Annotated in this window: 24 protein-coding genes; 13 read left to right on the top strand and 11 right to left on the bottom strand. The window is 55.1% G+C overall.

The annotated features are described in order from the left end of the window. The first annotated feature begins 21 nt into the window (after positions 1-21). Complete coding sequence (locus BJF97_RS04230; RefSeq protein ID WP_032693010.1) at positions 22-663, top strand: LysE family translocator; 642 nt, start codon at positions 22-24, stop codon at positions 661-663. 89 nt (positions 664-752) lie between these two features. Here BJF97_RS04230 and BJF97_RS04225 read toward each other — a convergent pair whose 3' ends face one another. Beyond that, complete coding sequence (locus BJF97_RS04225; RefSeq protein ID WP_032693011.1) at positions 753-1,187, bottom strand: RICIN domain-containing protein; 435 nt, start codon at positions 1,185-1,187, stop codon at positions 753-755. Positions 1,188-1,487: 300 nt separating this feature from the next. Here BJF97_RS04225 and BJF97_RS04220 point away from each other — a divergent pair, with 300 nt between their 5' ends. Then, positions 1,488-2,777 carry a DUF445 domain-containing protein gene (locus BJF97_RS04220; RefSeq protein WP_014227777.1) on the top strand — a complete coding sequence of 430 codons (1,290 nt, stop codon included), beginning with the start codon at positions 1,488-1,490 and terminating at the stop codon, positions 2,775-2,777. Between the two features lie 163 nt (positions 2,778-2,940). After that, positions 2,941-4,182: a multidrug efflux MFS transporter MdtM gene (gene mdtM, locus BJF97_RS04215; RefSeq protein WP_032693013.1), complete on the top strand. Its 1,242-nt coding sequence runs from the start codon at positions 2,941-2,943 to the stop codon at positions 4,180-4,182. A 9-nt stretch (positions 4,183-4,191) separates the two neighbouring features. Here the strand turns inward: mdtM and BJF97_RS04210 are convergent, their stop codons facing one another. Together BJF97_RS04210 and BJF97_RS04205 are read right to left on the bottom strand one after the other, a co-directional pair. After that, positions 4,192-4,818: an IbrB-like domain-containing protein gene (locus tag BJF97_RS04210; protein WP_014227775.1), complete on the bottom strand. Its 627-nt coding sequence runs from the start codon at positions 4,816-4,818 to the stop codon at positions 4,192-4,194. Then, on the bottom strand, positions 4,818-6,029 hold the full coding sequence (locus BJF97_RS04205) for a phosphoadenosine phosphosulfate reductase (protein ID WP_032693014.1): 1,212 nt from the start codon (positions 6,027-6,029) through the stop codon (positions 4,818-4,820). The genes BJF97_RS04210 and BJF97_RS04205 overlap by 1 nt, the downstream gene beginning before the upstream one ends. A 374-nt stretch (positions 6,030-6,403) precedes the next feature. Between BJF97_RS04205 and BJF97_RS04200 the strand changes: the two genes are divergently transcribed. From BJF97_RS04200 to BJF97_RS04185, 4 genes are all read left to right on the top strand, one after another. After that, a complete protein-coding gene (locus BJF97_RS04200) occupies positions 6,404-6,643 on the top strand; it encodes a DUF2164 domain-containing protein (protein WP_032693015.1) in 240 nt (79 codons plus the stop codon). A gap of 82 nt (positions 6,644-6,725) precedes the next feature. After that, on the top strand, positions 6,726-7,877 hold the full coding sequence (locus tag BJF97_RS04195; RefSeq protein WP_032693016.1) for a double-cubane-cluster-containing anaerobic reductase: 1,152 nt from the start codon (positions 6,726-6,728) through the stop codon (positions 7,875-7,877). 8 nt (positions 7,878-7,885) lie between these two features. Then, entirely contained in the window at positions 7,886-8,653 is a 768-nt protein-coding gene (gene yjiL, locus BJF97_RS04190; RefSeq protein ID WP_014837323.1) for a putative 2-hydroxyacyl-CoA dehydratase activator YjiL, read from the top strand. After that, positions 8,650-8,904, top strand: a complete 255-nt coding sequence (locus BJF97_RS04185; RefSeq protein WP_014227770.1) for a DUF3343 domain-containing protein — start codon at positions 8,650-8,652, stop codon at positions 8,902-8,904. The genes yjiL and BJF97_RS04185 overlap by 4 nt, the downstream gene beginning before the upstream one ends. A 59-nt stretch (positions 8,905-8,963) precedes the next feature. Here BJF97_RS04185 and BJF97_RS04180 read toward each other — a convergent pair whose 3' ends face one another. The 3 genes from BJF97_RS04180 to BJF97_RS04170 are packed head-to-tail and all read right to left on the bottom strand — an operon-like array spanning position 8,964 to position 11,231. Then, positions 8,964-10,067, bottom strand: a complete 1,104-nt coding sequence (locus tag BJF97_RS04180) for a M20 peptidase aminoacylase family protein (RefSeq protein WP_032693018.1) — start codon at positions 10,065-10,067, stop codon at positions 8,964-8,966. Between the two features lie 20 nt (positions 10,068-10,087). Continuing rightward, positions 10,088-10,555 (bottom strand): YjiG family protein, encoded by a 468-nt coding sequence (locus BJF97_RS04175; RefSeq protein WP_004128539.1) that lies wholly within the window; start codon positions 10,553-10,555, stop codon positions 10,088-10,090. Then, the gene (locus BJF97_RS04170; RefSeq protein WP_014227768.1) at positions 10,548-11,231 is read right to left on the bottom strand and encodes a nucleoside recognition domain-containing protein; all 684 of its coding nucleotides are present in this window, start codon (positions 11,229-11,231) and stop codon (positions 10,548-10,550) included. The genes BJF97_RS04175 and BJF97_RS04170 overlap by 8 nt, the downstream gene beginning before the upstream one ends. Before the next feature lie 312 nt (positions 11,232-11,543). Here BJF97_RS04170 and BJF97_RS04165 point away from each other — a divergent pair, with 312 nt between their 5' ends. Then, complete coding sequence (locus tag BJF97_RS04165) at positions 11,544-12,458, top strand: LysR substrate-binding domain-containing protein (RefSeq protein WP_004098266.1); 915 nt, start codon at positions 11,544-11,546, stop codon at positions 12,456-12,458. A gap of 2 nt (positions 12,459-12,460) precedes the next feature. On the opposite strand, the gene BJF97_RS04160 is transcribed toward BJF97_RS04165, so the two are convergent. From BJF97_RS04160 to BJF97_RS04145, 4 genes are all read right to left on the bottom strand, one after another. Continuing rightward, positions 12,461-13,525: a DUF2955 domain-containing protein gene (locus BJF97_RS04160; protein ID WP_004098265.1), complete on the bottom strand. Its 1,065-nt coding sequence runs from the start codon at positions 13,523-13,525 to the stop codon at positions 12,461-12,463. After that, positions 13,515-14,582 carry an HlyD family secretion protein gene (locus BJF97_RS04155; protein WP_032693019.1) on the bottom strand — a complete coding sequence of 356 codons (1,068 nt, stop codon included), beginning with the start codon at positions 14,580-14,582 and terminating at the stop codon, positions 13,515-13,517. Before BJF97_RS04155 ends, BJF97_RS04160 begins: the two co-directional genes overlap by 11 nt. A gap of 6 nt (positions 14,583-14,588) precedes the next feature. After that, positions 14,589-15,053 carry a MarR family winged helix-turn-helix transcriptional regulator gene (locus BJF97_RS04150; RefSeq protein ID WP_014227766.1) on the bottom strand — a complete coding sequence of 155 codons (465 nt, stop codon included), beginning with the start codon at positions 15,051-15,053 and terminating at the stop codon, positions 14,589-14,591. 479 nt (positions 15,054-15,532) lie between these two features. Then, positions 15,533-15,697 carry a DUF1127 domain-containing protein gene (locus BJF97_RS04145; RefSeq protein ID WP_004098259.1) on the bottom strand — a complete coding sequence of 55 codons (165 nt, stop codon included), beginning with the start codon at positions 15,695-15,697 and terminating at the stop codon, positions 15,533-15,535. Between the two features lie 177 nt (positions 15,698-15,874). On the opposite strand from BJF97_RS04145, the gene BJF97_RS04140 reads away from it, so the two are divergent. Next, positions 15,875-17,299: an aminotransferase-like domain-containing protein gene (locus tag BJF97_RS04140; RefSeq protein ID WP_004110291.1), complete on the top strand. Its 1,425-nt coding sequence runs from the start codon at positions 15,875-15,877 to the stop codon at positions 17,297-17,299. A 61-nt stretch (positions 17,300-17,360) separates the two neighbouring features. Here the strand turns inward: BJF97_RS04140 and BJF97_RS04135 are convergent, their stop codons facing one another. Then, complete coding sequence (locus BJF97_RS04135; protein WP_032693020.1) at positions 17,361-18,329, bottom strand: hypothetical protein; 969 nt, start codon at positions 18,327-18,329, stop codon at positions 17,361-17,363. 141 nt (positions 18,330-18,470) lie between these two features. Here BJF97_RS04135 and hsdR point away from each other — a divergent pair, with 141 nt between their 5' ends. The 4 genes from hsdR to symE all read left to right on the top strand — a co-directional run bounded on the left by hsdR (position 18,471) and on the right by symE (position 24,627). Beyond that, complete coding sequence (hsdR, locus tag BJF97_RS04130; RefSeq protein ID WP_070082847.1) at positions 18,471-20,900, top strand: EcoAI/FtnUII family type I restriction enzme subunit R; 2,430 nt, start codon at positions 18,471-18,473, stop codon at positions 20,898-20,900. A gap of 74 nt (positions 20,901-20,974) precedes the next feature. After that, on the top strand, positions 20,975-22,444 hold the full coding sequence (locus BJF97_RS04125; protein WP_032693022.1) for an N-6 DNA methylase: 1,470 nt from the start codon (positions 20,975-20,977) through the stop codon (positions 22,442-22,444). Beyond that, positions 22,444-24,075 (top strand): restriction endonuclease subunit S, encoded by a 1,632-nt coding sequence (locus BJF97_RS04120; RefSeq protein WP_032693023.1) that lies wholly within the window; start codon positions 22,444-22,446, stop codon positions 24,073-24,075. The genes BJF97_RS04125 and BJF97_RS04120 overlap by 1 nt, the downstream gene beginning before the upstream one ends. Positions 24,076-24,291: 216 nt before the next feature. After that, positions 24,292-24,627: an endoribonuclease SymE gene (gene symE, locus BJF97_RS04115; protein ID WP_014227760.1), complete on the top strand. Its 336-nt coding sequence runs from the start codon at positions 24,292-24,294 to the stop codon at positions 24,625-24,627. The last annotated feature ends 353 nt before the right edge of the window (positions 24,628-24,980 follow it).

The following is a 24,980-nucleotide window of genomic DNA, read 5'->3' as shown; positions in this document are numbered from 1 at the left end:
CAGATTAATACTGAGGTTGCTATGGACATACTCGCTACGCTCTTTCCCTCCGCCTTCCCCGCGCTGGCGCTCTCCCATTTTGTCGCCCTGCTGAGCCCCGGGCCGGATTTTTTTCTGCTGGTGGGCTACGCCATCCGCTACCGCCTGCGCGGCAGCGTCGGCCTGTGTATCGGCATTGCCGCCGGAAACGGTCTGTATATTCTTCTGGCCATTATCGGCTGGGGGATCCTGCGCCAGGCGCCGCTGCTGTTTACGGTGATTGAGCTGCTGGGCGCGGCGTATTTACTGTGGATTGGCAGCCTGCTGCTCAGAAGCCGTCCGACCACGCTGGCGCTGCACGGCGCCTCGGCTTCGCGCCCGCCGCTGGTGAAACAGCTTTTTCTCGGGCTGGGTTCTTCGCTGCTCAATCCGAAAAACGCGCTGTTCTACCTCGCGCTGATGACCTCCCTGCTGGGCCCGAACGTCACGCTGGTGCAGCAGGCCGTCAGCGGAGCCTGGATGACCAGCGTGGTGTTGATATGGGATCTGTTGCTGGTCACGCTGATTGCGCTACCGTCGGTGCAGCGCCGCCTTTCCGCCGTCGTCTGGCAAGTCGAGCGCACGGCCGGCGGCGTATTGATGGCTTTTGGTTGTTGGATTGTGTGGCAGTTTATTTTTAATTAATATTACCAATCATCAAATAAGGACAAAGCCTCGCCGTTCCCCAGCAGGGAATAAACGAGGCTTCACTCTATCGCCATCTTACACAATAATTATTCCGGACTATTTGCCGTCAACATATCCATCGGCACAAATACCCACTGCTGTGCTTCCGAGCCGTTAAATTCGAAAAGAATAATCGGATTCCCCTGGTTCGTGCCGCGGTTGTAGCTGTCCATAACAAAGCTCGGGTTTTGTTTGCTTTTAATAAAGCGACGTGAGCTGACTAAATCCCACCGCTGCGTCGCTTTATTCCCGCGAACCTGGAGCTCAATCGCTGCGCCTGAGCCCATACGATCCCCGCAAATGCCCAGCAGCAGCTCCTCGCTGGCGGCCAGGACGATCTCGCCGGTCCTGTCATCAACCGACCACAGAATTTTATTTAACGGTGAGGACGCCGGTAAGATAACAGCCTTAGCCCCGGCTTGCTGATCGCTAATACCTAATACCATGTCTTTTTTTGCTGCATATTTAAATATACCAATCATGAAAAACTCCTTTTATAAAAGACCAGTAGCAAGAGAAATTGATTAACGTTTTCCCTGAAATAAACAATGCCTTATTTAACCTTGAATATAATGTGATCAAGATCACTTATTAATAACTAACTTAAGAAAAAACTCATGTGGAATATATATTATGAATGCATTTAAGTTTAATTATTTAAAAATAGAATTTAAGCTACGTAAATTAAATTAACCCTCATCGTCTCTCTCGTCGGAAAAAGAGGAATCCGAATGCCCTGGGCGTCAAATGGCGAAGATTTTACGCATTAGCCGTCAGGCTATATGCTTAAGCTTATGGAAAAACTCGCTGAACTGAAACGCGCCAAGCTGCTGGCGCTCTCGCTGCTGCTGATTGCAGCCGCCATTTTTATCACTACCCTCGTGCTGCCGCCAACGCCATGGGTCGGTGCGCTAAAGGCTATTTCCGAAGCGGCAATGGTCGGCGCGCTGGCGGACTGGTTTGCGGTCGTGGCGCTGTTTCGCCGTATTCCGCTGCCGTTCGTTGCGCGGCATACGGCGATTATTCCGCGTAATAAGGACCGGATTGCCGATAATCTCGGCTATTTCGTGCAGGAAAAATTTCTCGATACGCCCTCTCTGGTCGCGCTGATCCGGCGCTATGAACCGGCGCTGATGCTTGGTAACTGGTTCAGCCAGCCGGAAAACGCGCGTCGGGTCGGCCAGCATCTGCTGCAGGTGATGAGCGGCTTTCTGGAGCTAACCGACGATGCGCGCATTCAGCGCCTGCTGCGTCGGGCAGTACATAAAGCGATTGATAAGGTCGATCTAACCCAAACCAGCGCTATGATGCTGGAAGGGTTAACGCGCGATAACCGCCACCAGAAGCTGCTCGATTCGCTGATTAGCCAGCTGATCGCTCTGCTCCAGCGCGACAGCTCGCGGGCGTTTATTGCCCGCGGTATCGTGCACTGGCTGGAGACCGAGCATCCGCTTAAAGCCAGGCTGCTGCCTACCGAATGGCTCGGTGAGCACAGCGCTGAAATGGTTACCGATGCGGTTAACACGCTGCTCGACGAAGTGAGTCAGGATCGCGCCCATCAGATCCGCCAGGCCTTCGATCGCGCGGCGCTGAAGCTGATCGACAACCTGAAGTCCGATCCGCTGATGGCGGAAAAAGCGGACAATATCAAAGCGTATCTGAAAAACGATGAGACTTTTAACCGCTATCTGGGTGAAGTATGGGCCGATCTGCGCGGCTGGGTTAAAAACGATGTTAATAGCGACGATTCACGCATTAAGCAGCGCATTGCCGAAGCCGGTCAGTGGTTTGGCGAAACGCTGCTCCACGATGAGGCGCTGCGCGAATCCCTGAACGAACATCTTGAGCAGGCGGCGCACCGGGTAGCCCCGGAGTTTGCCGCCTTCCTGACGCGCCATATCAGCGATACGGTCAAAAGCTGGGACTCCCGCGATATGTCGCGACAAATCGAGCTGAATATTGGTAAGGACCTGCAGTTTATCCGCATCAACGGCACGCTGGTTGGCGGCACTATCGGTCTGCTGCTGTGGCTGTTTTCACAGATTCCGTCGCTGCTGCATTTACATATTTAATTCAACTTTTTGTTTTTAATGTATTTCTTACATGAATACATATTAACCGTTAAAAACACATGGATATTTAGGTTGACCCTAAATTTATTGCAGTGTGAAGTGCTGAAATAGTGCGCGCATAAACGGCTATTTATGGCGTAGAGACTCAACAAGGAGCCCACCGATGTTGCAATGGATGACCCGTTTTTTCGCCCGCCATTCCGCCACGCTTTTCTTCCCGGCGGCGCTGATCCTGTATGACTTTGCCGCCTATCTGACCACCGATCTTATCCAGCCGGGGATTATTCACGTGGTGCGCGACTTTGACGCCGACGTGGCGCTGGCTCCCGCCTCGGTCAGCCTGTATATGGCCGGCGGCATGGCGCTACAGTGGCTGCTCGGGCCGCTCTCCGATCGTATCGGCCGCCGTCCGGTGCTGCTCACCGGCGCGCTGATCTTTACCCTGGCCTGCTTCGCGACCCTGTTCACCACCTCAATGGAGCAGTTCCTCGCCGCGCGCTTTGTTCAGGGCACCAGCATCTGTTTTATCGCCACGGTCGGCTACGTCACCGTGCAGGAGGCATTCGGCCAGACAAAAGCCATTAAGCTGATGGCGATTATTACCTCGATCGTGCTGATCGCGCCAATAATTGGCCCGCTCTCCGGCGCGGCGCTGATGCACTTCGTGCACTGGAAAGTGCTGTTCGGGATTATTGCCGTCATGGGGTTTATCGCCTGGCTGGGGCTGCTGCTGAACATGCCGGAGACCGTCCGGCGCGGCGACGTCCCCTTCAGCGCCAGCGGCGTGCTGCGCGATTTCCGCGATGTTTTCCGCAACCGCGTTTTTCTGTTCGGCGCCGCCACGCTCTCGCTCAGCTATATTCCACTGATGAGCTGGGTTGCGGTCTCGCCGGTTATCCTGATTGACGACGGCGGGCTGACCACCGCCGAGTTCGCCTGGACCCAGGTGCCGGTCTTCAGCGCGGTGATTATTGCCAACCTGTCGGTGGCGCGCTGGGTAAAAGACCCGACGCGTCCGCGCTTTATCTGGTGCGCGGTGCCCATCCAGATGACCGGGCTGGCGATCCTGATCCTCGGCAACCTGCTGTGGCCGCACGTCTGGCTGTGGTCGGTGCTCGGCACCTGCTTCTACGCCTTCGGCATCGGGCTGATCTTCCCGACGCTGTTCCGCTTTACCCTGTTTTCAAACGATCTGCCAAAGGGCACCGTTTCCGCTTCGCTGAATATCGTGATCCTCAGCGTCAGCGCGCTCTCTATCGAAGCGGCGCGCTGGCTGTGGTTTAACGGCGGCAGGCTGCCTTTTCATCTGCTGGGGGTGGCGGCGGGGATCGCGGCCGCGTGCTGTCTGGCGGGTTTATTAAGCCGGATACGCCAGCAGCCGGAAGCCGCGCTGGCGCAGGAGTAGCGAAAGGCGCTACTCCACGGTCCAGGCTTCACTAAAGCTCTCGTCGGCGAACAGCTCCGTCAGGCCGCTGATCTGTTTCAGGCGCAGCACCTCGTCTGCATCCATACCGAGCTCTTCGCCGATGCGCCGATCGTCCCAGCCCTGGCGATGTAAATCGCGGACGATATCGGACATCGCCGCGATCTGATGTTTGCCCCTGGCGCGATTATGGCGAATGGTGGCGGCGATGCGCTCTTTCTGCCCTTCGCGTTCGGCATTGATGAGCGTCACCGGAAGATAACCATGCAGGCGCCGGTTCAGCTCCGGGCGACTCTTACCAATCAGATGGCGATGAAAACCGTCCACGACCAGGTGCCGTCGCTGCTGGCGAGCCACCACTACCGGTTGGGTAAAACCATCCAGTTCGATAGAGCGTTCCAGCAGCTTTTTTTCCACCGTCGCCATCACGTTGGGGTTGTAGTCATTCGCCTCAACCGTTTTGGCCTCGACCCACAGCACGCAGTCCACCGGCTCGCGGCAGAAGGGACTGTGCTGGTGGATCAGGCTCTTCAGTTCGTTAATTGCTTTGATTTTCAGGTCAACATCGTCAAACGACTCGAGATATTCAATCACTGTCTTAGCCACATCCGGCGACATCAAAGCGTCCTCCACTCTTTACGTTTGTTACTCACCAGCCGACAGTAGCGCTCATAGTGCTTTGGCTGCGTCGGGCTGAACGACAGCATCCGGCACCAGAAATCGTTTTTCAGCAGCGTCTTGCAGATGCGGCGCCATGAGGGAACATCGCGATAGCCGAGATCTTTTTCCTGCTCGTCGGGAATATCGACAGGGAAACCGCGGGTCTGGTACCAGTGCAGATAAATAGCGATTTTATTACGGTAATGCTCGGCGGTTTTTGCCGGCATGCTGTCGAGCAGAAAGAGCGCATACTCGCGCCAGCTAAAATGCGCCGGTTTGCGGATTTTGGTCTTCAGCGCAAAGTAGTCGCCGCTGGCGTTGGCGTAAATCGCGCCGCTGTGCGCGCCGCATACCCGACGGCACATCCGCTCCCAGGTCTCCGGCTCAAGAATGTGATAGAGCCACAGCCCGCGCCGCTGCTCGGGGCCGAAGGGCTCGCAGACGCGCATATTTTTCAGCGGTACGCCGGCGCGGTGCATCAGGTCATAGAGCGGATTGTAGGGGAGGCGCGACTTATGATTAAAGATCCAGATGTCGCGGGTCCGCCAGTCATAGAGGGGATAGCAGGTATAGCTGAACCCTTCCGGCGAGGCGGTGGTCCAGGGTTTATCTTCCTCAAAGCGCAGTTTGGTCGGCGAGGTGAGCGCCATATAGCGATGCAGCGACTCGTCGGTGCGGATGCCGATCAGCGAAGCGAGGCTGCGCCCCGCAGCCAGCCAGTGGGAAAAGGCCGGTATAAACGCTTCAAAGGTCATTTCCGGCTGATAAAAAGGGAAAAAACCGGCATCGGTGATGGCGTCATCCGGCGGTTGCCTCACCCATTCTTCCCCGGCCCGCCAGGCGACCCATTCCGGCTCATGCTGCGATACGCCGCTCACCGTGGTCATCGGCAGCGCCACCCAGTAAAAGCGGCTTACCACATCCTGATAGCGCTCTTTCATATTTTGTACGTGCTGGATGGTTAATAAATACTGCGCTTCCCAGTCCACGAACAATACCGCAAACTTTTTCCCTTTTTTACGCGCAACGGCTGCCGCCAGATGAAATAATACCGTCGAGTCTTTACCACCCGAAAAAGATAAACAGACCTGCTCGAAAGTATCAAATACCCAATCCAGGCGCATCAGAGCAGCGTCAAAAACATTCATATTCAGTTTTACGCGTTTCATCCTTCACCCCTGATAAATGAATCGCCGTCAGAATGTACTTATAGGAAAATTCCGTAAGCCAGATAACCTGAAATCAGGTTCATAGATTATTCATCCAGATACCGAACATGCTGAAAAAAGGCGAGCGCAACTAAATGTTATTCACACCATAAAAATCATATTATCTCATTTAAATTCATAAAGTTACGAGAATAACTCCTATTATCTTCGTTTTCTCGGGAGTACTGTGATCTCAGTCACAATTCTCCGCCGAGCGAGGTCATCAATACCCTTTATTACGGCCAAAAACATCACGCCATATCGCAACTGACTCTCCGCGATCGGATATAATCAGCAGCCCCGATCCACCGTAACAATATTGATTAAGGAACGCCATGAGCGATATCGATCTCAGCCCGCCGCAACGCGACCTGCTGCGCGAGAAGCTGTCTAAATACTGCCAAGAGAATTTTGAGCTGGAACTGGAGCAATTTGACGCGGAATTCTTTGTCGACTTTATTGCGAAAGAGCTGGGTCCAATGTTTTATAACGCCGGGATTGATGCGGCCATCGCCACCCACCTTGCGTGGGGCGATCGGATTCAGGAAGAGATGGATCTGAAAAAAGTCTACTAGCGGAAGATCAATAAATACCCACAGTAAACAGGGTTATAATGCGACCTCTTTCATCATCTCCCGTGTACGGGGAAGGAAAACCATGTCGCTTATCACCGATCTACCCGCCATTTTTGACCACTTCTCCGCAGCCCGCCAGCAGGGTTTCCTCACGGTCATGGAGCTTAAAGAGCAAAACATACCGCTGGTTGGCACCTACTGCACCTTTATGCCGCAGGAAATTCCGCTGGCCGCCGGCGCGGTGGTGGTGTCGCTGTGCTCCACCTCCGACGAGACGATTGAAGAGGCGGAAAAGGATCTGCCGCGCAACCTCTGTCCGCTGATAAAAAGCAGCTACGGTTTTGGCAAGACCGACAAATGCCCCTACTTCTACTTTTCCGACCTCGTGGTGGGCGAAACCACCTGCGACGGCAAAAAGAAAATGTACGAATACATGGCCGAATTCAAAGCCGTGCACGTGATGCAGCTGCCGAACAGCGCCAGCGATGATGCCTCGCGAGCGCTGTGGAAAGCGGAAATTTTGCGCCTGCAGAAGGTGGTGGAAGATCGCTTTGGTACGCCGATTACCGAAGCCGCCCTGCGCGAGGCGATTATCCTCAAGAACCGCGAACGGCGGGCGCTGGCGAACTTTTATCGCGTCGGGCAGCTCAACCCGCCCGCGCTCAGCGGCAGCGATATTTTAAAAGTGGTTTACGGCGCGACCTTCCGCTTCGATAAAGCGGCGCTGATCGATGAGCTCAACGACATGGCCGATCGGGTACGCCAGCAGTGGCAAGAGGGCAAACGGCTGGAGGCGCGACCGCGTATTCTGATCACCGGCTGCCCGATCGGCGGCGCGGCGGAAAAAGTGGTGAAGGCCATTGAGGACAACGGCGGCTGGGTGGTCGGTTTTGAAAACTGCACCGGCGCGAAAGCCACCGAGCGCTGCGTGGAGGAGACGGGTGACGTTTACGACGCCCTGACCGAGAAATATCTCGCCATCGGCTGCTCCTGTATTTCGCCGAACGATCAGCGCCTGTCCCTGCTCAGCCAGATGGTGGGTGAATATCAGGCGGACGGCGTGGTGGATGTCATTTTGCAGGCCTGCCACACCTACGCGGTGGAATCGCTGGCGATAAAACGCCACGTGCGCCAGCAGCACGACATCCCCTATATCGCCATTGAGACCGACTATTCGACGGCGGATATCGGCCAGCTCAGCACCCGCGTGGCGGCCTTTATCGAGATGCTTTAGGAGCGCGCGTGACCATTACCGTAGGGATTGATTCCGGATCGACCGCCACCAAAGGCATCCTGCTTGAAGACGGCGTGATTCAGCGCCGCTTTCTCTGCCCGACGCCGTTTCGCCCCGCCGACGCCATCGTTGAGGCGTGGGAAACGCTCCGCGCTGGCCTGAGCGAGCGCCCCTTTTTAACCTTAACCGGCTACGGTCGCCAGCTGGTGGATTTCGCCGATAAGCAGGTCACCGAGATCTCGTGCCACGGGCTCGGCGCGCGCCTGCTGGCCCCGCAGACCCGCACGGTCATCGATATCGGCGGCCAGGACAGCAAGGTTATCCAGCTGGACGAGGCAGGTAATCTCACCGATTTTCTGATGAATGATAAATGCGCGGCGGGCACCGGGCGCTTTCTGGAGGTGATCTCGCGTACGCTGGGGGCCAGCGTCGAGCAGCTCGACAGCATCACCGACGGTATTGAACCCCATGCGATTACCAGCATGTGCACGGTATTCGCCGAATCCGAGGTCATCAGCCTGCGTTCGGCCGGGGTGCCGCCGGAGGCGATCCTCGCCGGGGTGATCAACGCCATGGCCCGACGCAGCGCCAATTTTATCGGCCGTCTGTCGGCGCAGGGGCCGCTGCTGTTTACCGGCGGCGTCAGCCACTGCGCGGCCTTCGCGCGGAGGCTGGAGGGGCACGTGGGTATGGCGGTGCAGACGCATCCCGACGCGCAGTTTGCCGGGGCGATCGGCGCGGCGCTGATCGGCTTACGTCAGAGGAGCCGCCGGTGACGGAATATCTGTTTTTATTTCACTCAACGGTGGGGGTAGTGCGGATGCGCAAAGCCCTGCAGGCGGCGGGAGCGTCCTTCCGGGTGAAGGACATTCCGCGCCAGCTGCGCGGCGGCTGCGGGCTTTGCATTTATCTGAGCTGTGAGCCGGGCGAAGAACAGAAGTGGATTCTCCCCGGCCAAACGGAAGCCCTGTTTCGCGTCGCCGGGGATGATTATCAGCTGCTGGCTCAGTTTCCGCCGCAGGCGTAACCAGCGCGCGAATCATCGCCCGGCGGCGTACAGCGAGCACAATATCCGGGTTTGTTCCCTCAGCCCAGCAGCTGGCGAACGCAGGATTTAAACACCCGCACGCCATCCGCCAGCGCGGCACGGTCGAAGCGCATCTCCGGATGATGCAGCCCCGGCAGCAGGTCGCAGCCCAGCCCCCAGAACCCGCCCTTCACCTGTGGACGCAGGCGCAGGTAGTGGAAAAAGTCCTCGCTGCCCGGCGTACTCTTCGCCGCCGTTAAGCCGGCTTCGCCAAACGTTTCCCGAATCGCCTGGCTGACGATAGCCGTAGCCTGTTCGTCGATAATCGCGGCGGGCATCTCCTTGACGATCTGGATATCGACGGTGGCGCCATAAGCCGCCGCGCTGCTCTCTATCGCCCGCACCACCCGCTCTTTCAGCGTCGCCATGCCGTCATTTTCCGCGCTGCGCAGATCCCAGCACACGTGCGCTTTCGCCGGCACCGAGTTGGTTACCCCTGCATCGCACAGAAAGCGCGTCGCTTTAGCGCTCCAGGTCAGCGAAGGCGCCAGATGAATCCCGTTTACCGCCTGCACCGCGTGCGACGCGGCATCCAGCGCGTTAACGCCCAGGTGAGGCCGGGCGGCATGCGCGGCTTTGCCGTGGAAATCGACCATCACCGTCGCCGAGGCGGAGTAGTACATCGCCGGCACCGCCTTACCCTTCGGACACTCCTCCAGCGGCCTGAGGTGGAAGCCGAACAGCATCTCCACGTCGTCCAGCGCGCCCGCGTCCGTCAGCGCGATAGCCCCGGTGCCCAGCTCTTCGGCGGGCTGAAAGAGTATTTTCAGCTTCCCGCGCTTCACCAGCCCTTCGGCGAGGATCTCTTCCGCGGCGGTCAACACCACCGAAGAGTGACCGTCATGACCACAGGTATGGCGAGCCTCTAAGCGGCCATCGATGATATGGCCCAGCGCATCCATATCCGCCCGCAGCGCCACGACCGGCCCCGGCTTACCGCTATCCAGCAGCGCAACAATGCCGGTGGTGCCGCCGACGTTGCGCTGAACCTGAAACCCCGCGGCTTCTAATGCATCGCCGATGTATGCCGACGTTTTGTGCTCCTCAAAGCCCAGTTCAGGGATTTGATGCAGATAGTTGAAATGCTCTAAAGTTCGCGACACGTCTTACTCCTTGCCTTCTATTATGCAATCACGCGCATGACCAGCATGGCGATAACGGCATTGATAATGCTCACCGCCATCAGCAGCGGCCAATATTTTTTCGGGACATCCGCCACGCCGAGCAGGCGCCCCATGTACTGAAGCTGCGAACCCATGAGGAAAATCGCCGGGATGAGAATCGTGATATCCGCCACGTTGAGGGTGCCTTTGCTCAACAGGCTCACCGCCACGCCGGTTCCCGCAGAGGCGGAAAGCCAGGAGGTCAGCAATACGGTAATGGCTTCACCCGGCAGGCCAAACAGGCCCATCAGCGGCGCGCAGACGTGGCCGATGATCTGCATCACGCCGAGCAAATTCAGCATTTCAGCGATCACGTAGGCCATTAATACATTCGGCATCAGATTGTTGATGGCGATATTAAATCCTTTGCGCGCGCCGATAACGAAAATATCGAACGGGTTACTGCCGACTTTTGCCGAATTATTCATTTTCAAAATCCCTTTTATAAGCGGTATTCAGAACCAGACGCGTGATTGCCGCGCCGACAAATTTCAGCACAAACATTAAAAGCAGCGGAATAATGATAGGAATGGTTAACGAAGCGAAAAGCGCTGAGCCAATCGAGAAGTAGTTATTAATCAGACCGGCGCCGGAATATTGCCAGGCGCCCATAATAACCAGATCCTTACGATTTATTTTGTCGCTATCATATAGCTCTTTGGTCAGCGCCGCCCCGGCATCGGTACTCTGTAAGTCGGTAATCAGCGCCAGGCCGGTATAACCCGGGATCCCGAGCAGCGGGCGAAGCAGCGGGGTCAGCAGCTTATGCGCCGCGCGGATCGCGCCGTAGTGGGTAAATATCTCCAGCAGCCCCAGCGCCAGCATCACCGTCGGCACCAGCGACAGGGCAAACAGGAAGCCGGCCTTGGCGCTGATGCCGCCGCTGCCGATAAAGGTGTTGGTTTCCGGCGTTTTCATGGTGCCGAACGCGCCGCCGAGGGTGGTAAAGTCAAACGCCCCCAGCCAGGCCATGCCTTCAACCTTAAACAGCAACCCGGAGAAAACTAACAATACGACGATCAGTGAAATCCAGGCTCCGGGCCCGACTTTCCACTCATTTGTCGTTTCGTCGGAGGAACATTCCAACGTTTTATTTTCACTCATACCCTGTCCTCTCACATAATGAAATGTTAGTGCGATTGTTTGCAATTTGAAATTATGTCAATTTATTGTTATTCGAATTTATTATTTTCACTGATAAGCTTTTCCATATTCCCTTAATCAGCATCATCACCATTTCTTATTCTTCAACTCCCCGAGCCTTGCCGCCTTAATAGCGCACCGGGAATAAGCGATGAGAATTTTCCTCCCTGTCAGTTTTTGTCCGAATTACGATTATCTATAACTTGCCGGGATGATAAATACCTGTGAAAGGGTGTTATTGTTGACCACAGGTCAACAAAGGAGCGAGAAACGATGTTGCATGAGAGGCCGATGAGCTATCTGTATGAAGTCGGGATTCAGGGAGGCATTCGCCGGGCCGCCGATATGCTGGGCATCAACCCGTCAGTCATCAGCCGCCAGATAGCGCAGCTGGAACGGGCGCTGGAGCTGCCGCTGCTGGAACGCCAGGGACGAAACGTGGTGCTGACCGAAGCCGGACGTCTGCTGGCGGAGGACTACTTCGAAAGCCGTCAGCGCCGGGAAAAGCTGGAAAGTCACCTGAAGGATTTACGCCATATGCGCGGCGGGACTATCTCGGTGAGGATTGGCGGCGGGCTGGTCACCACCTTTATTGAATCGGTGATGAGCACCTTTGCGCAGTCCTGGCCTAACGTATTCGTGGATATTATTGTCGGCAGCATGCAGGAGATGCTCAACGATATCGCCAGCGGTGAAGCGGATATGGCGGTCGCCTTCGGCCCCATCGGCAACCCGGAGCTTAAACGCCACAGCTTTCAGTGGGGCCCTATCTGCGCCGTGGTCTCGCCACAGCATCCCATCGCTGCCCTGCCCGCCGTCACCATCGATGAGCTCACGCAATATCGCCTGATCGCGCTCACCGACAGCTTTGGCCTGCAGCGCCATATGAACGCCATGTTTAAAACCGCCGGACGGCAGTTTCACCCGGCCTATCGCTGCAACCTCTTTTCCACCGCCATGAGCCTGAGCCAGGCGGGATTGGGGATCTCTTTTATGACCGCATACGCCGCCCGGGAGGCGATCGCCCACGGTATTCTGACCGCGGTCCCCATCGATCATCCTATCGCCAGCAGCGCCCAGTGCCACCTGCTACGCAACTCCGACCGCCGCTTTTCCCCGGCGGCGCATCATATGTGGCGGCTGCTGCACAACGCTTTTCGCGACGCGCAGCGGGCGCTGGCGGCCTGAGCTTATTCGGTCACTACGAATCGGGTTGGCGCAAAGCAGTTCAGCAGCCGATGCATAAGGAAGACCATGGTCAGCGTAACGATCAGCGCCACGGTGACGGAAGTGATGCGGTACAGATCGCTGAACACCAGGTCCTGGTCCGGATGCAGGTTCTGGCCGAACATGATGCCGATGGTGGTAATGCTGGCGAAGCCAACGCCGGCCCCCACCTTCTCCATCACGTGCAGGCGGGCGCTAAACGCCAGGCCGAGACCAATCAGCGGCATCATCAGCACCATATGATTGCTGAAGTCGTAGATAATCAGCTGCACCACCAGGATATAAAGGCAGGCCAGCACCACCCCCACCACGCGCCAGATCGAGCTGATCACCGCGCCGCGATAGTGCATCGGGAACAGAATTAAAATTCCCGCCATGAGCGCCGACAGCGAGTCGCTCAGGTCGCAGACCTGAAAGATCACAAAGATCATTGTCGCCACGCTGCCGGAGAGCAGCGATTCGTGGCGAATACGGGCAGCATCTTTTTCAATGCGCGGCGGCGGCTTGCGCGGTTCAACGTCCGGGATGAAGTAATTAAGCAATGCGCTAAGCGCCACCGCCATCACGCAGGCCTCCATATTGGAGAACATCAGGGTGTGCCAGTTACTGGTGGGATAGCTCATAAAGTTGAGCATCGTGCTTTGACACACCACGCCCATCGACCCCAGCAGAAACAGCGGCCCCTGGCTCATAAAGCGAAAGCGCATCACGTACAGGCCAAACACCACCAGCGTCATAATCACCGGCCACTGCGACAGATAGCCGACGATTAACACCATTTCGACGCAGTTTACCGCTGCGCTGAACACAAACTGCCGCGCCACGTGACGGTTAAATACCGGCACCAGCGACAGCAGCATCAGCGGATAAACCACGAAAAAGACGCCGTACTGTACGTCGTAGAAGGTCGAAATGCTCAGTGCGATAGTGCCGGCCACGGCGATGCGCAGCGTCTGGCGAAAATCGTTCGCCGTGTAGACGATGTTGCCGTGCGGGGTGAAGACCCGCGCCAGGGTATTAATAGACATAGTGCAGGAAGCTCACCAGATGGATCTGCGCGCCGGCGAAGGTACGGGCGAACGGGCCATCGCTGTTATAGAGCTGTACCGTCGCGCGGGCGCCGGTGGGCAGCGGCTTATCCAGCGGCTCGTCCAGGGCGACGTGAATGCGCATGCGCTGCGCGTCGCGCACCCAGCGGGTGGATTGCTCCGGCTGCGATAGCTGGCCGTTAACTTCTTCTTGTCCAGCCAGAATACCGGCATCGCTGCTGGTGACGTGCGCCGGGAAGACTTTCCCCGGCAGCGCATCAAACACCACCGCAGCATCGGTATTGACGCCGGTGTGGCGCAGGCTCTTCTCGCGGAAATCGGCGACGATATCGGTCTGATTGCTCACCAGCGCCAGCAGCGGCGTGGCGGCGGTGGCGTACAGACCGGGGTTAAGCTGCAGGTTGCTCACCATCCCGTCAGTCTCCGCGCGGACCTTCGTCCAGCCGAGGTTAAGCTGCGCCTCTTCCAGCGCGTTGCGGTACTTCTGCAGCGTGACGTTGCGCCCATCGTCGCGCTCGCCGCGCTGGATCAGCAGATTCTGGATACTGGCGTTGAGCGCGCTGACCGACTGCTCGCTGGTCTGCCAGGTGGTGCGCACTTTATCCAGATCCGACTGGGAAACGTTCTGCATGGTGCTCAGGCGCTGGTAGCGCTCGAAGGTCACCTTATCGTTGCGCGCGGTGTACTGGGCGGTGCGCAGGTTAGCGCGGGCAGAGGCGATCTGCGCGTCCAGCTGCTGGTTGCTCAGCTTCGCCTGTTCAAGGGCGATCTGCGCCGCTTCCACTTTATTGATAAACGGCGTCGGATCCAGTTCATAGAGCAGGTCGCCCTTCTTCACCTGGCTGTTGTTGTGCACATAGACATGGGAGACATAGCCGGAGACGCGCGACGAGACCGGCGTGACCACGCGCATCACGGTGGAGTCCGGCGTGAGCGGGATCCAGATATCGGCAACGATAAACCAGGCGAATATGGCCAGGAAGGCGGCAATACTCACCCTTACCCAGCGGGCAAATTTCTGTTCAGGGGTCATCATAGTGTTTTAGATCTTGTTATCTTCTTCGCGGATAGTCCGCAGATTGCAGGCGATTTGATTTAACGTAGCGCTAAAGGCGGCGAGCTGCGCTTCAGGGATAGTTTCGGTGACGCGCTGTTGATAGGTCTCAATCACGCGGTTCAGCTTCTCCAGAATAGCGCGGCCTTCCGCCGTCAGCGTCAGCAGGCGTATGCGTTTGTCATAAGGCGATGTAGAACGCAGCAGATAGCCCTGCTTTTCCAGCTGCGTGAGGGTGCGCATCAGCGGCGGCAGTTCAATGCCCTGCACCTCCGCCAGCTCGCTGACCGAGACGTTATCACCCAGCTGGTGCAGCTGCATCAGCACCGTCCAGCTTGACTGGGTCAGGCCGGTGTCGGTGATGGCAGAATCAATAATCGCGCGCCACTGGCGCACCACCATCGCCATGCGCATCCCCATCGGGCGGCGGGCAAACAGGTCGTCTTCGGTCATCTTTTTTTCCTCACTTAACGGTGAGGAAAATAATACTTATCACGGTAAGTATCAAGAAACGAAGAGTGGATAAGCATGAATTGATAAATTCTGTGAATGTATTATCCCCGGTCGCGCTCACGCTTACCGGGGCTACAGTTCTGCGCGGTCTGGTCGCCCGGACAGGCGCGTTAAGCGCCGCCTCCGGGGAAATCCCCGGTCGCGCTTGCGCTTACCGGGGCTACAGCTCTGCGCGGTCTGGTCGCCCGGACAGGCGCGTCAAGCGCCGCCTCCGGGGAAATCCCCGGTCGCGCTCACGCTTACCGGGGCTACGGCTCTGCGCGGTCTGGTCGCCCGGACGGGCGCGTCAAGCGCCGCCTCCGGGAAAATCCCCGGTCGCGCTCACGCTTACCGGGGCTACAGCTCTGCACGGTCTGGTAGCCCGGCCAGGCGCGTTAAGCGCCGCCTCCGGGAAAATGCCGGGTAAAAAATCGCACTTTTTAATTGATCTGATCCCGACGCAGCCCGACATCTTTTAGCTGTTCGTCGCTCATACGCTGCAATGTTCTGCGCGTTTGTTCACGAAGCCACCATTTTTTGATTATCCGCGCCAGAAATACGAAGCCGATAAACGGCTGTCTTGCCCGATTCTCGTGAAATTCCATCCTCTACCTCCTCACCTTGCCAGAGGCTTTATCTTCACGGATCCGCGGGCAAACAATACAGATTCACAAAATACTTTTCTTTAACATACAGATTCGCTAAAACGTACAGCAGACCTCATTTTTACCGCCAATCTGTACTGGTTTATTGATCTGTATGGCGACGATCAAGGATACAGCATGACCCGCTATCAACATCTCGCCAGCCTGCTGGCAGAACGCATCGAACAAGGGCTGTATCGTCCCGGCGAAAAGCTGCCGTCGGTACGCAGCCTGAGCCAGGAACACGGCGTCAGCATCAGCACCGTTCAGCAGGCCTACCAGACGCTGGAACAGCAGCAGCTGATCGTGCCGCAGCCGCGATCCGGCTATTTTGTGGCCCCGCGTAAAGCCCAGCCGCCGGTACCGCCGATGTCGCGTCCGGTCCAGCGTCCCGTCGAGATCACCCAGTGGGATCAGGTGCTGACCATGCTCGACGCCCGCCACGATAAATCGATTATCCCCTTCGGCGGCGGCTCGCCGGACGTCACTCAGCCGAGCCTGAAGCCTATCTGGCGCGAGCTGAGCCGGGCAATTCAGCACAACCTGAGCGAAGTGCTGAACTACGACGAGCTGGCCGGGCGTCGCGAACTGCGTGAACAGATCGCCCGCCTGATGCTCGACGGCGGATCGGTGGTCACCGCCAACGATCTGGTGCTCACCAGCGGCTGCCACAGCGCGCTGTCGCTGGCGCTGCTGTCGGTGTGCCAGCCCGGCGATATCGTCGCCGTCGAATCCCCTTGCTACTACGGCACCATGCAGATGCTGCGCGGATTAGGGCTAAAAACCATTGAGATCCCCACCGATCCGGAAACCGGGATCAGCATCGAGGCGTTAGAGCTGGCGCTCGATCAATGGCCGATCAAAGGGGTGATCCTGGTCCCCAACTGCAATAATCCGCTGGGATTTATCATGCCGGATGCCCGCAAGCGGGCGGCGCTGTGCCTCGCCCAGCGCCACGATATCGTTATCTTTGAGGATGATATCTACGGCGAGCTGGCGACCGAATACCCGCGCCCGCGCACCATCCATTCCTGGGATATCGACGGCCGGGTGATGCTCTGCAGTTCGTTTACCAAAACCATCGCTCCCGGCCTGCGCATCGGCTGGATTGCCCCCGGCCGTTATTACGATCGTCTGCTGCAGATGAAGTATGCCGCCAGCGGTACCAACGTCCCCTCCACCCAACTGGCGGCCTGTAACTTTATTCGCGAAGGCCACTATCACCGCCACGTGCGGCGGATGCGGCAGATCTACCAGCGTAATATGGAGATTTACACCTGCTGGCTGCGGGAGTTTTTCCCCTGCGGGATCTGCGTTACCCGCCCGAAAGGCGGCTTTATGCTGTGGGTCGAGCTGCCGGAGCAGGTGGATATGGTCTGCGTCGCGAAGCAGCTGTGCCGGCTGAAGATCCAGGTCGCGCCGGGATCGCTGTTTTCAGCATCCGGTAAATACCGCAACTGCTTAAGGATCAACTGCGCCCTGCCGCCGATAGATAAACATAAAGAGGTGATGGTACAGCTGGGAATGGCGGTGAAGGTGGCGATGGAGTGGGCGCCGGAGTGAGCTGCGCTGGCCGGTAGCCCGGACAGGCGCGTCAAGCGCCGCCTCCGGGGAAACGTTTCTATTATTTTAACCACGCGGGAATATTATATTCAGGTAAATACTCGACTGCATAAAAATCTTTCCTGTTACTGCCTTTTTGGCAAGTAAGCTCATAGAAACCCCATTTATCATTTTTATCTGTATAAAAAACGGTATATTTATCAGTATTAAAGCCAAAGTATTTTTCATTTTTATTCTTCACTTTTAGCTCACCGCATTTTGCTTCATCACGCCATTCATAATTGATGGTTCTGTTTAACACATAATAAGCAGCATCACCAAACAGTTTAGGAACAAGTAGAAACAAAAAAACTGACATAATAAAGGCACCGGTTAATGTAAATATTCGATACCCTTTCGCTTTATCACCGTAAATGATAAACAATCCATAACAAATTGGCTGTGATAACCACAAGAAAAACATAAGATATGCCGTGGCTTTCCAGCAATATTCTAACCATGGAGAGGACGATAGCTCCAGATTACTAATTTGCCAGAAAATACTGGCTGAATAGCTACTGGTAAATGTAAACACACCTGAAAAGACGGTAACCGCCAGACCGATTATTTTAAGAGTTTTTGCTGTATTATTTCTGGCAATATCTAAAACCGTCAAAATACTGCTAATGAGGATGAGGAGCGAAAAGAAAATCGCTAACCAATACGTTATAGTATTTACAAACACATTAGCAGACAACAATAAAAGCAAAAAAATTGACCATGCAGTTAGCGATAGAATACCAGCAAATCGAGTCAGTAAATGGTCGTTGCATGTACGTACAAAGAAGTTAATATATTCTCTAAGCCGAAATTCTTGAGTGCATGCGAAGATTAAAATAGATATAAAAAGAAACGCAACAAGGTAACTTTTCAACGGAAATTTATAGGGAATTAAATAGATGGCGATCGCTCCGTAGATAACCACCGCAGAGTCTAATTTTTTCTGTTTGAAATGTTTAAGAAAGGATTTCCAAATCTTAATAATTTCCATATTAAAACCTTATATGTTGAGTACAGGATTCACGAATTCATCTAAAACAGAGACTTAAGACAAATAATGCACATAGAGTGTAATGATTTCATCTGATTTTGTGTGTAGAATTTGCGCATCGCTATTTGATGAGAATCCCCAATGGCTGACCTGAACCTGAGTACCCTGACGGAAGCAGACATCATCACCAAACGCGTTATGCCCGCCATCCTTGATGCTGGCTGGAGCGACACAACGCAAATCCGACAGGAGGTCAAACTCCGGGATGGTAAGGTCATCGTGCGCGGTAAGGTTGCAGCGCGCAGAACGGTGAAATCCGCAGATATCGTGCTGTATCACAAGCCGGGTATTCCGCTGGCGGTCATTGAAGCCAAAGCCAACAAACACGAAATCGGCAAGGGGATGCAGCAGGGCATCGAGTACGCGCGACTGCTGGACGTTCCTTTCGTCTTCGCCACTAACGGCGACGGTTTTATTTTCCGCGATGCCACGGCAGCCGAAGGCGAGTTGCTCGAAAAAAGTATTACCCTTGACGAATTTCCATCCCCAACCGAACTCTGGCACAAGCTCTGCGTCTGGAAGGGCTACACCGCAGCCCAGCTACCGGTGATTACCCAGGACTACTACGACGACGGCAGCGGCAAAGCGCCGCGTTATTACCAGCTACAGGCCATCAATAAAACCATTGAAGCTGTTTCCGCCGGGCAGGACCGCGTTCTGCTGGTGATGGCGACCGGAACGGGGAAAACCTACACCGCCTTCCAGATCATCTGGCGCTTATGGAAAGCCAAAAGTAAGAAGCGGATCCTGTTCCTCGCCGATCGCAATATTCTGGTCGATCAGACCAAAAACAACGACTTCCTGCCGTTTGGCACGGCTATGACCAAGGTCGCCGGGCGCACCATCGACCCGGCCTTTGAAATCCACCTCGCGCTGTACCAGGCCATCACCGGCCCGGAAGAAGATCAAAAAGCCTTTAAACAGGTGGCCCCGGATTTCTTTGACCTGATTGTCATCGACGAATGCCATCGCGGCAGCGCTTCGGAGGACAGCGCGTGGCGCGAAACCCTCGACTATTTCAGCGCCGCCACGCAGGTTGGCTTAACCGCCACGCCGAAAGAGACTCATGAAATCTCCAGCACCGATTACTTCGGCGACCCGGTGTATATCTACTCGCTGAAAGAAGGTATCGAAGACGGCTTCCTTGCTCCCTATAAAGTGGTGCGCGTCGACATCGACGTCGATCTCCAGGGCTGGCGCCCGACCAAAAGTCAGACGGATAAAAACGGTGAGCTGATCGATGACCGTATCTACAACCAGAAAGATTTTGACCGCACGATGGTGATCGATGAGCGCACCGAACTGGTAGCGAAAACCATTACCGATTACCTCAAACGCACCAACCCGATGGATAAAACCATCATCTTCTGTAACGACATCGATCACGCGGAGCGGATGCGCCGTGCGCTGGTCAATCTCAACCCGGAACAGGTCAAAAAGAACGACAAGTACGTGATGAAAATCACCGGCGATGACGACATTGGCAAAGCCCAGCTGGATAACTTTATTAACCCCAAAAAAGAGTATCCGGTTATCGCCACCACCTCCGAGCTGATGACCACCGGCGTGGATGCCAAAACCTGCAAACTGGTGGTACTGGACCAAAACATTCAGTCGATGACCAAATTCAAGCAGATCATCGGCCGCGGCACCCGCATCGATGAACGCTACGGCAAGCTATGGTTCACCATCCTCGACTTCAAAAAGGCCACCGAACTGTTCGCCGACGAACGCTTCGACGGCATCCCGGAAAAAGTGATGGACACCACGCCGCAAGATATCGCCGACCCGGAGTCTGATTTTGAAGAGCAGTTTGACGAACACGAAGAAGAGACCGAAGACGACATCACCGGTGTCGATGAAGATCCCGCCCCGTATACCGTCACCGATTCCGGCGATGTCGGCCCGCTGCCGGAAGAGGACGAGAACAAAGTGCGCAAGTTTCACGTCAACGGCGTGGCCGTCGGCGTAATCGCCCAGCGCGTGCAGTATTACGACGCCGACGGCAAGCTGATCACCGAATCCTTCAAAGATTACACCCGCAAAACGCTGCTCAAAGAGTACGCCTCGCTGGATGATTTCACCCGCAAATGGCAGGGCGCCGAGCGCAAACAGGCCATCATCAAGGAGCTGGAACAGCAGGGGATTATCTGGGAAGTGCTGGCGGAAGAGGTCGGTAAAGAGCTCGACCCGTTCGACATGCTGTGCCACGTGGTGTATGGTCAGCCGCCTTTAACCCGCAAAGAGCGGGCGGAGAACGTGCGCAAGCGCAACTACTTCACCAAATACTCCGACGCCGCGCAGGCGGTGCTGAATACGTTGCTGGATAAATACGCCGACGCGGGCGTGCAGGAAATAGAGAGTATTCAGGTGCTGAAGCTCAAGCCGTTCGACAGCATGGGTACGCTGCCGGAGATCATTAAAAGCGGATTCGGCGACCGCAATGGGTATAATCAGGCCATCAGCGAGCTGGAGAGCGAAATCTACCACTTACCGCCCCGCTCCGCGTAACCACTCCCCTTTTGCGCCTTCTGCTGCCACCGCGTAGCAGAAGGCCTTATTGTTAATGAAACATGGAACACATCATGTCAATCAGCTCGGTTATCAAATCATTACAGGACATTATGCGCAAAGACGCCGGCGTGGACGGCGATGCGCAGCGCCTCGGCCAGCTCTCCTGGCTGCTGTTTCTGAAAATCTTCGACGCCCAGGAAGAGGCGCTGGAACTGGAGCAGGATAACTACCAATACCCTATTCCGCAGCGCTACCTGTGGCGCACCTGGGCGGCGAACGCCGAGGGCATTACCGGCGACGCCCTGCTGGAGTTCGTCAATGACGACCTGTTCCCAACGCTGAAAAACCTCACCGCCCCCATCGATAAAAACCCGCGCGGCTTTGTGGTCAGACAGGCATTCAGCGATGCCTATAACTACATGAAAAACGGCACCCTGCTGCGTCAGGTGATCAACAAGCTCAACGAAATCGACTTCACCAGCGCCAGCGAGCGCCACCTGTTCGGCGACATTTACGAACAGATCCTCAAAGATCTGCAATCGGCGGGCAACGCCGGTGAATTCTATACCCCGCGCGCCGTCACGCGCTTTATGGTCGATCGCGTCGATCCGAAACTCGGCGAGTCAATTATGGATCCGGCCTGCGGCACCGGCGGCTTCCTCGCCTGCGCGTTCGATCACGTAAAAAACAACTACGTGAAGAGCGTGGCCGATCACCAGACGCTGCAACAGCAGATCCACGGCGTGGAGAAAAAACAGCTCCCGCACCTGCTGGCGACCACTAATATGCTGCTGCACGGCATCGAAGTGCCGGTGCAAATCCGTCACGACAACACCCTCAACAAACCGCTGTCGTCGTGGGATGAACAGTTGGATGTGATCGTCACCAACCCACCGTTCGGCGGCACCGAAGAAGACGGCATCGAGAAGAACTTCCCGGCTGAGATGCAGACCCGCGAAACGGCGGATCTGTTCCTGCAACTGATCGTTGAAGTGCTGGCGAAAAACGGTCGCGCGGCGGTGGTGCTGCCGGACGGTACGCTGTTTGGCGAAGGCGTGAAAACCAAAATTAAAAAGCTGCTCACCGAGGAGTGCAACCTGCACACCATCGTGCGTCTGCCGAACGGCGTGTTTAACCCGTACACCGGGATCAAAACCAACCTGCTGTTCTTTACCAAAGGCCAACCAACCAAAGAGATCTGGTTCTACGAGCACCCGTATCCGGCGGGCGTGAAAAACTACAGCAAAACTAAGCCGATGAAGTTTGAAGAGTTCCAGGCCGAGATCGACTGGTGGGGCAACGAGGCCGACGGCTTCGCCAGCCGCGTCGAGAACGAGCAGGCGTGGAAGGTCAGCATCGACGAGGTGATTGCCCGCAACTTTAACCTCGATATCAAAAACCCACACCAGGCGGAAACCGTCAGCCACGATCCGGATGAACTGCTGGCACAGTATGCGAAGCAGCAGCAGGAGATCCAGACCCTGCGCCACCAGCTGCGCGATATCCTCGGCGCGGCGCTCTCCGGTAAGGAGGCCAACTGATGGCGGTGGAAAAACTGATTGTCGACCATATCGACACCTGGACCACGGCGCTGCAAACCCGCTCCACGGCGGGGCGCGGCAGCTCGGGTAAGATCGACCTGTACGGCATTAAGAAGCTGCGCGAGCTGATTCTGGAGCTGGCGGTGCGCGGCAAGCTGGTGCCGCAGGATCCGAACGACGAACCGGCGTCTGAACTGCTGAAACGTATTGCGGCGGAAAAGGCCGAGCTGGTGAAGCAGGGGAAAATTAAGAAGCAGAAGCCGCTGCCGGAGATTAGCGAGGAGGAGAAACCGTTTGAGCTGCCGATGGGGTGGGAGTGGGTAACACTGGCGACCGTAGGTGAAATAGTCGGTGGAGGTACGCCAAAGTCAGATAATCCACAATACTGGGCCAAAAATGGTATTAAGTGGCTTACTCCGGCAGACCTATATGGGCTCAAAGGGAAGTACATTTCGTCTGGAGCCCGTGATATTTCACCCACAGGACTGTCAAACTCATCAGCTAGGTTAATGCCAAAAGGGAGTGTACTTTTCTCTAGCCGAGCACCAATTGGATATGTCGCGATAGCCGATGCAGAACTATCAACAAACCAGGGTTTTAAATCTTGTGTTCCATATATCAAAGATAGTGCAGAATATATATATTACTTCCTAATGGCATCAGCAAAAAAAATAGATGCAGAGGCAAGTGGTACTACATTTAAAGAAGTATCAGGGGCAATTGTATCGAAAATATTATTTCCTTTACCGCCATTAAGTGAACAACTAAAAATCGTCTCAAGGGCAAATGAACTTATGTCCCTCTGCGACCAACTGGAACAGCACACCCTGACCAGTCTGGACGCCCATCAACAGCTGGTTGAAACCCTGTTAACCACGCTAACCGACAGCCAGAACGCCGATGAACTGGCCGAAAACTGGGCGCGTATCAGCGATCATTTCGATACGCTGTTCACCACCGAAGCCAGCATTGACGCCTTAAAACAGACCATTCTGCAACTGGCGGTGATGGGTAAACTGGTTCAAAGCAGTGATGTTGTCGAGTATAAAAAGCTAAAAACGTTTCTTTCTTTTGGCCCAAGAAATGGGTTTTCTCCTGTAGAATCAAAAAATAATACTCGGATCAAAGTCTTAAAGCTTGGTGCAACTTCTTATGGAGAACTAAATATACAAGAATCCAAGTTTGTAGATATTGACATCGATAATAACAGTCATCTGTATATTAATGAGGGTGACATTTTAATTCAAAGGGGAAACTCTGCAAATTTTGTTGGCTGTAATGTTTTGGTAAAAGAAAATCACAAAAATATCATTTATCCAGATCTAATGATGAAAATAAGAACAAATGAAGATCTCTTACCCGAATATGCTTCTATTTGGCTATCATCACCTTTAGCCAGGGGATTTATGTGGGACAGAATGACTGGAACATCGGGAACAATGCCTAAAATCAGCAAGAAAGTAGTCGAAGAAATTCCGATTATAGTTCCATCTATTGCTACCCAGCAAAAATGCATAGCATTCGTGAATCTGGCTATCAAGATTTGCTCTGATCTTAAAATTCGTCTGCAAACTAGCCAACAAACTCAGCTCCACCTGGCCGACGCCCTCACCGACGCCGCCATAAATTAACCCGCCCTTCATAAACCAATAAAGCGGCTAAATAGCCGCTTTATTCCCATCACCAGAAATAATCCATCCCTTTATCCCCGCCGTTATTTTCATTCATTTTCAGCTGGACTTTCCGTCTATTCCCTGATGATATGTACAGGTATTTATCGCAAGACGCCCGTGCTGCAACACGAGCGCCTCGCTAATCACAATCCCTATTGAAAAGGAATAGAGACCATGACTACCCCGCATTCTATTGCAGAATTCACCGATCCAGAAGTCTCCCCGGAAAATAACCGTAAAGGCACCGTCAGTTACGCGAGCCGCTTTGAAGATCATCAGCGTATCCCGGCGATTATCATGAAAGGCCAGTGGCTGGCAGCCGCCGGTTTTGCCACCGGCGCCAAAATCGATATCAAAGTAATGGAAGGCTGTATCGTGATTACCGCGAAACAGCCGGAGCCGGAACTGGTGGAGTCTCTGCGCCAGCTGCATAAGCTATCGGCGCGCAAGCAGAAGCAGGTGCAGGCATTAATCGGCGCGATCGCCGGGCAGAAACGTAAGCTGGCCTAAGCTAAATTCCCCGGCGGCGCTGCGCTGACCGGGGCTACGGGATACCGGCCGTCTGCGGACCGGTAGCCCGGACAAGGCGCGTCAAGCGCCGCCTCCGGGATTTCTCTTCTCACGGCACCTAAAACCACATAATGCGCTCATATCACCGCATATTTTAAATCATACTGCCGTACTCAGCAGCGTAATATGCTGGATAATAACCCCGGAGCAGTAAACAATTAGCAAATGACCACTAAAGCCAAAATAACAAAAAGTTTTTTGCTAAATAACCAGCATATAAGAAAACCCCACCAATATATCTAACCGCCTGATTCACCAGCAAATATATACCATTTATTTTTGAAAAAACTGAC

The sequence above is a fragment of the Klebsiella sp. LTGPAF-6F genome, from assembly GCF_001753185.1.
Lineage (GTDB): Bacteria > Pseudomonadota > Gammaproteobacteria > Enterobacterales > Enterobacteriaceae > Klebsiella > Klebsiella michiganensis.
The sequence above is the reverse complement of the archived record's forward strand: the minus strand, read 5'-3'. Positions and strand labels throughout refer to the sequence as shown.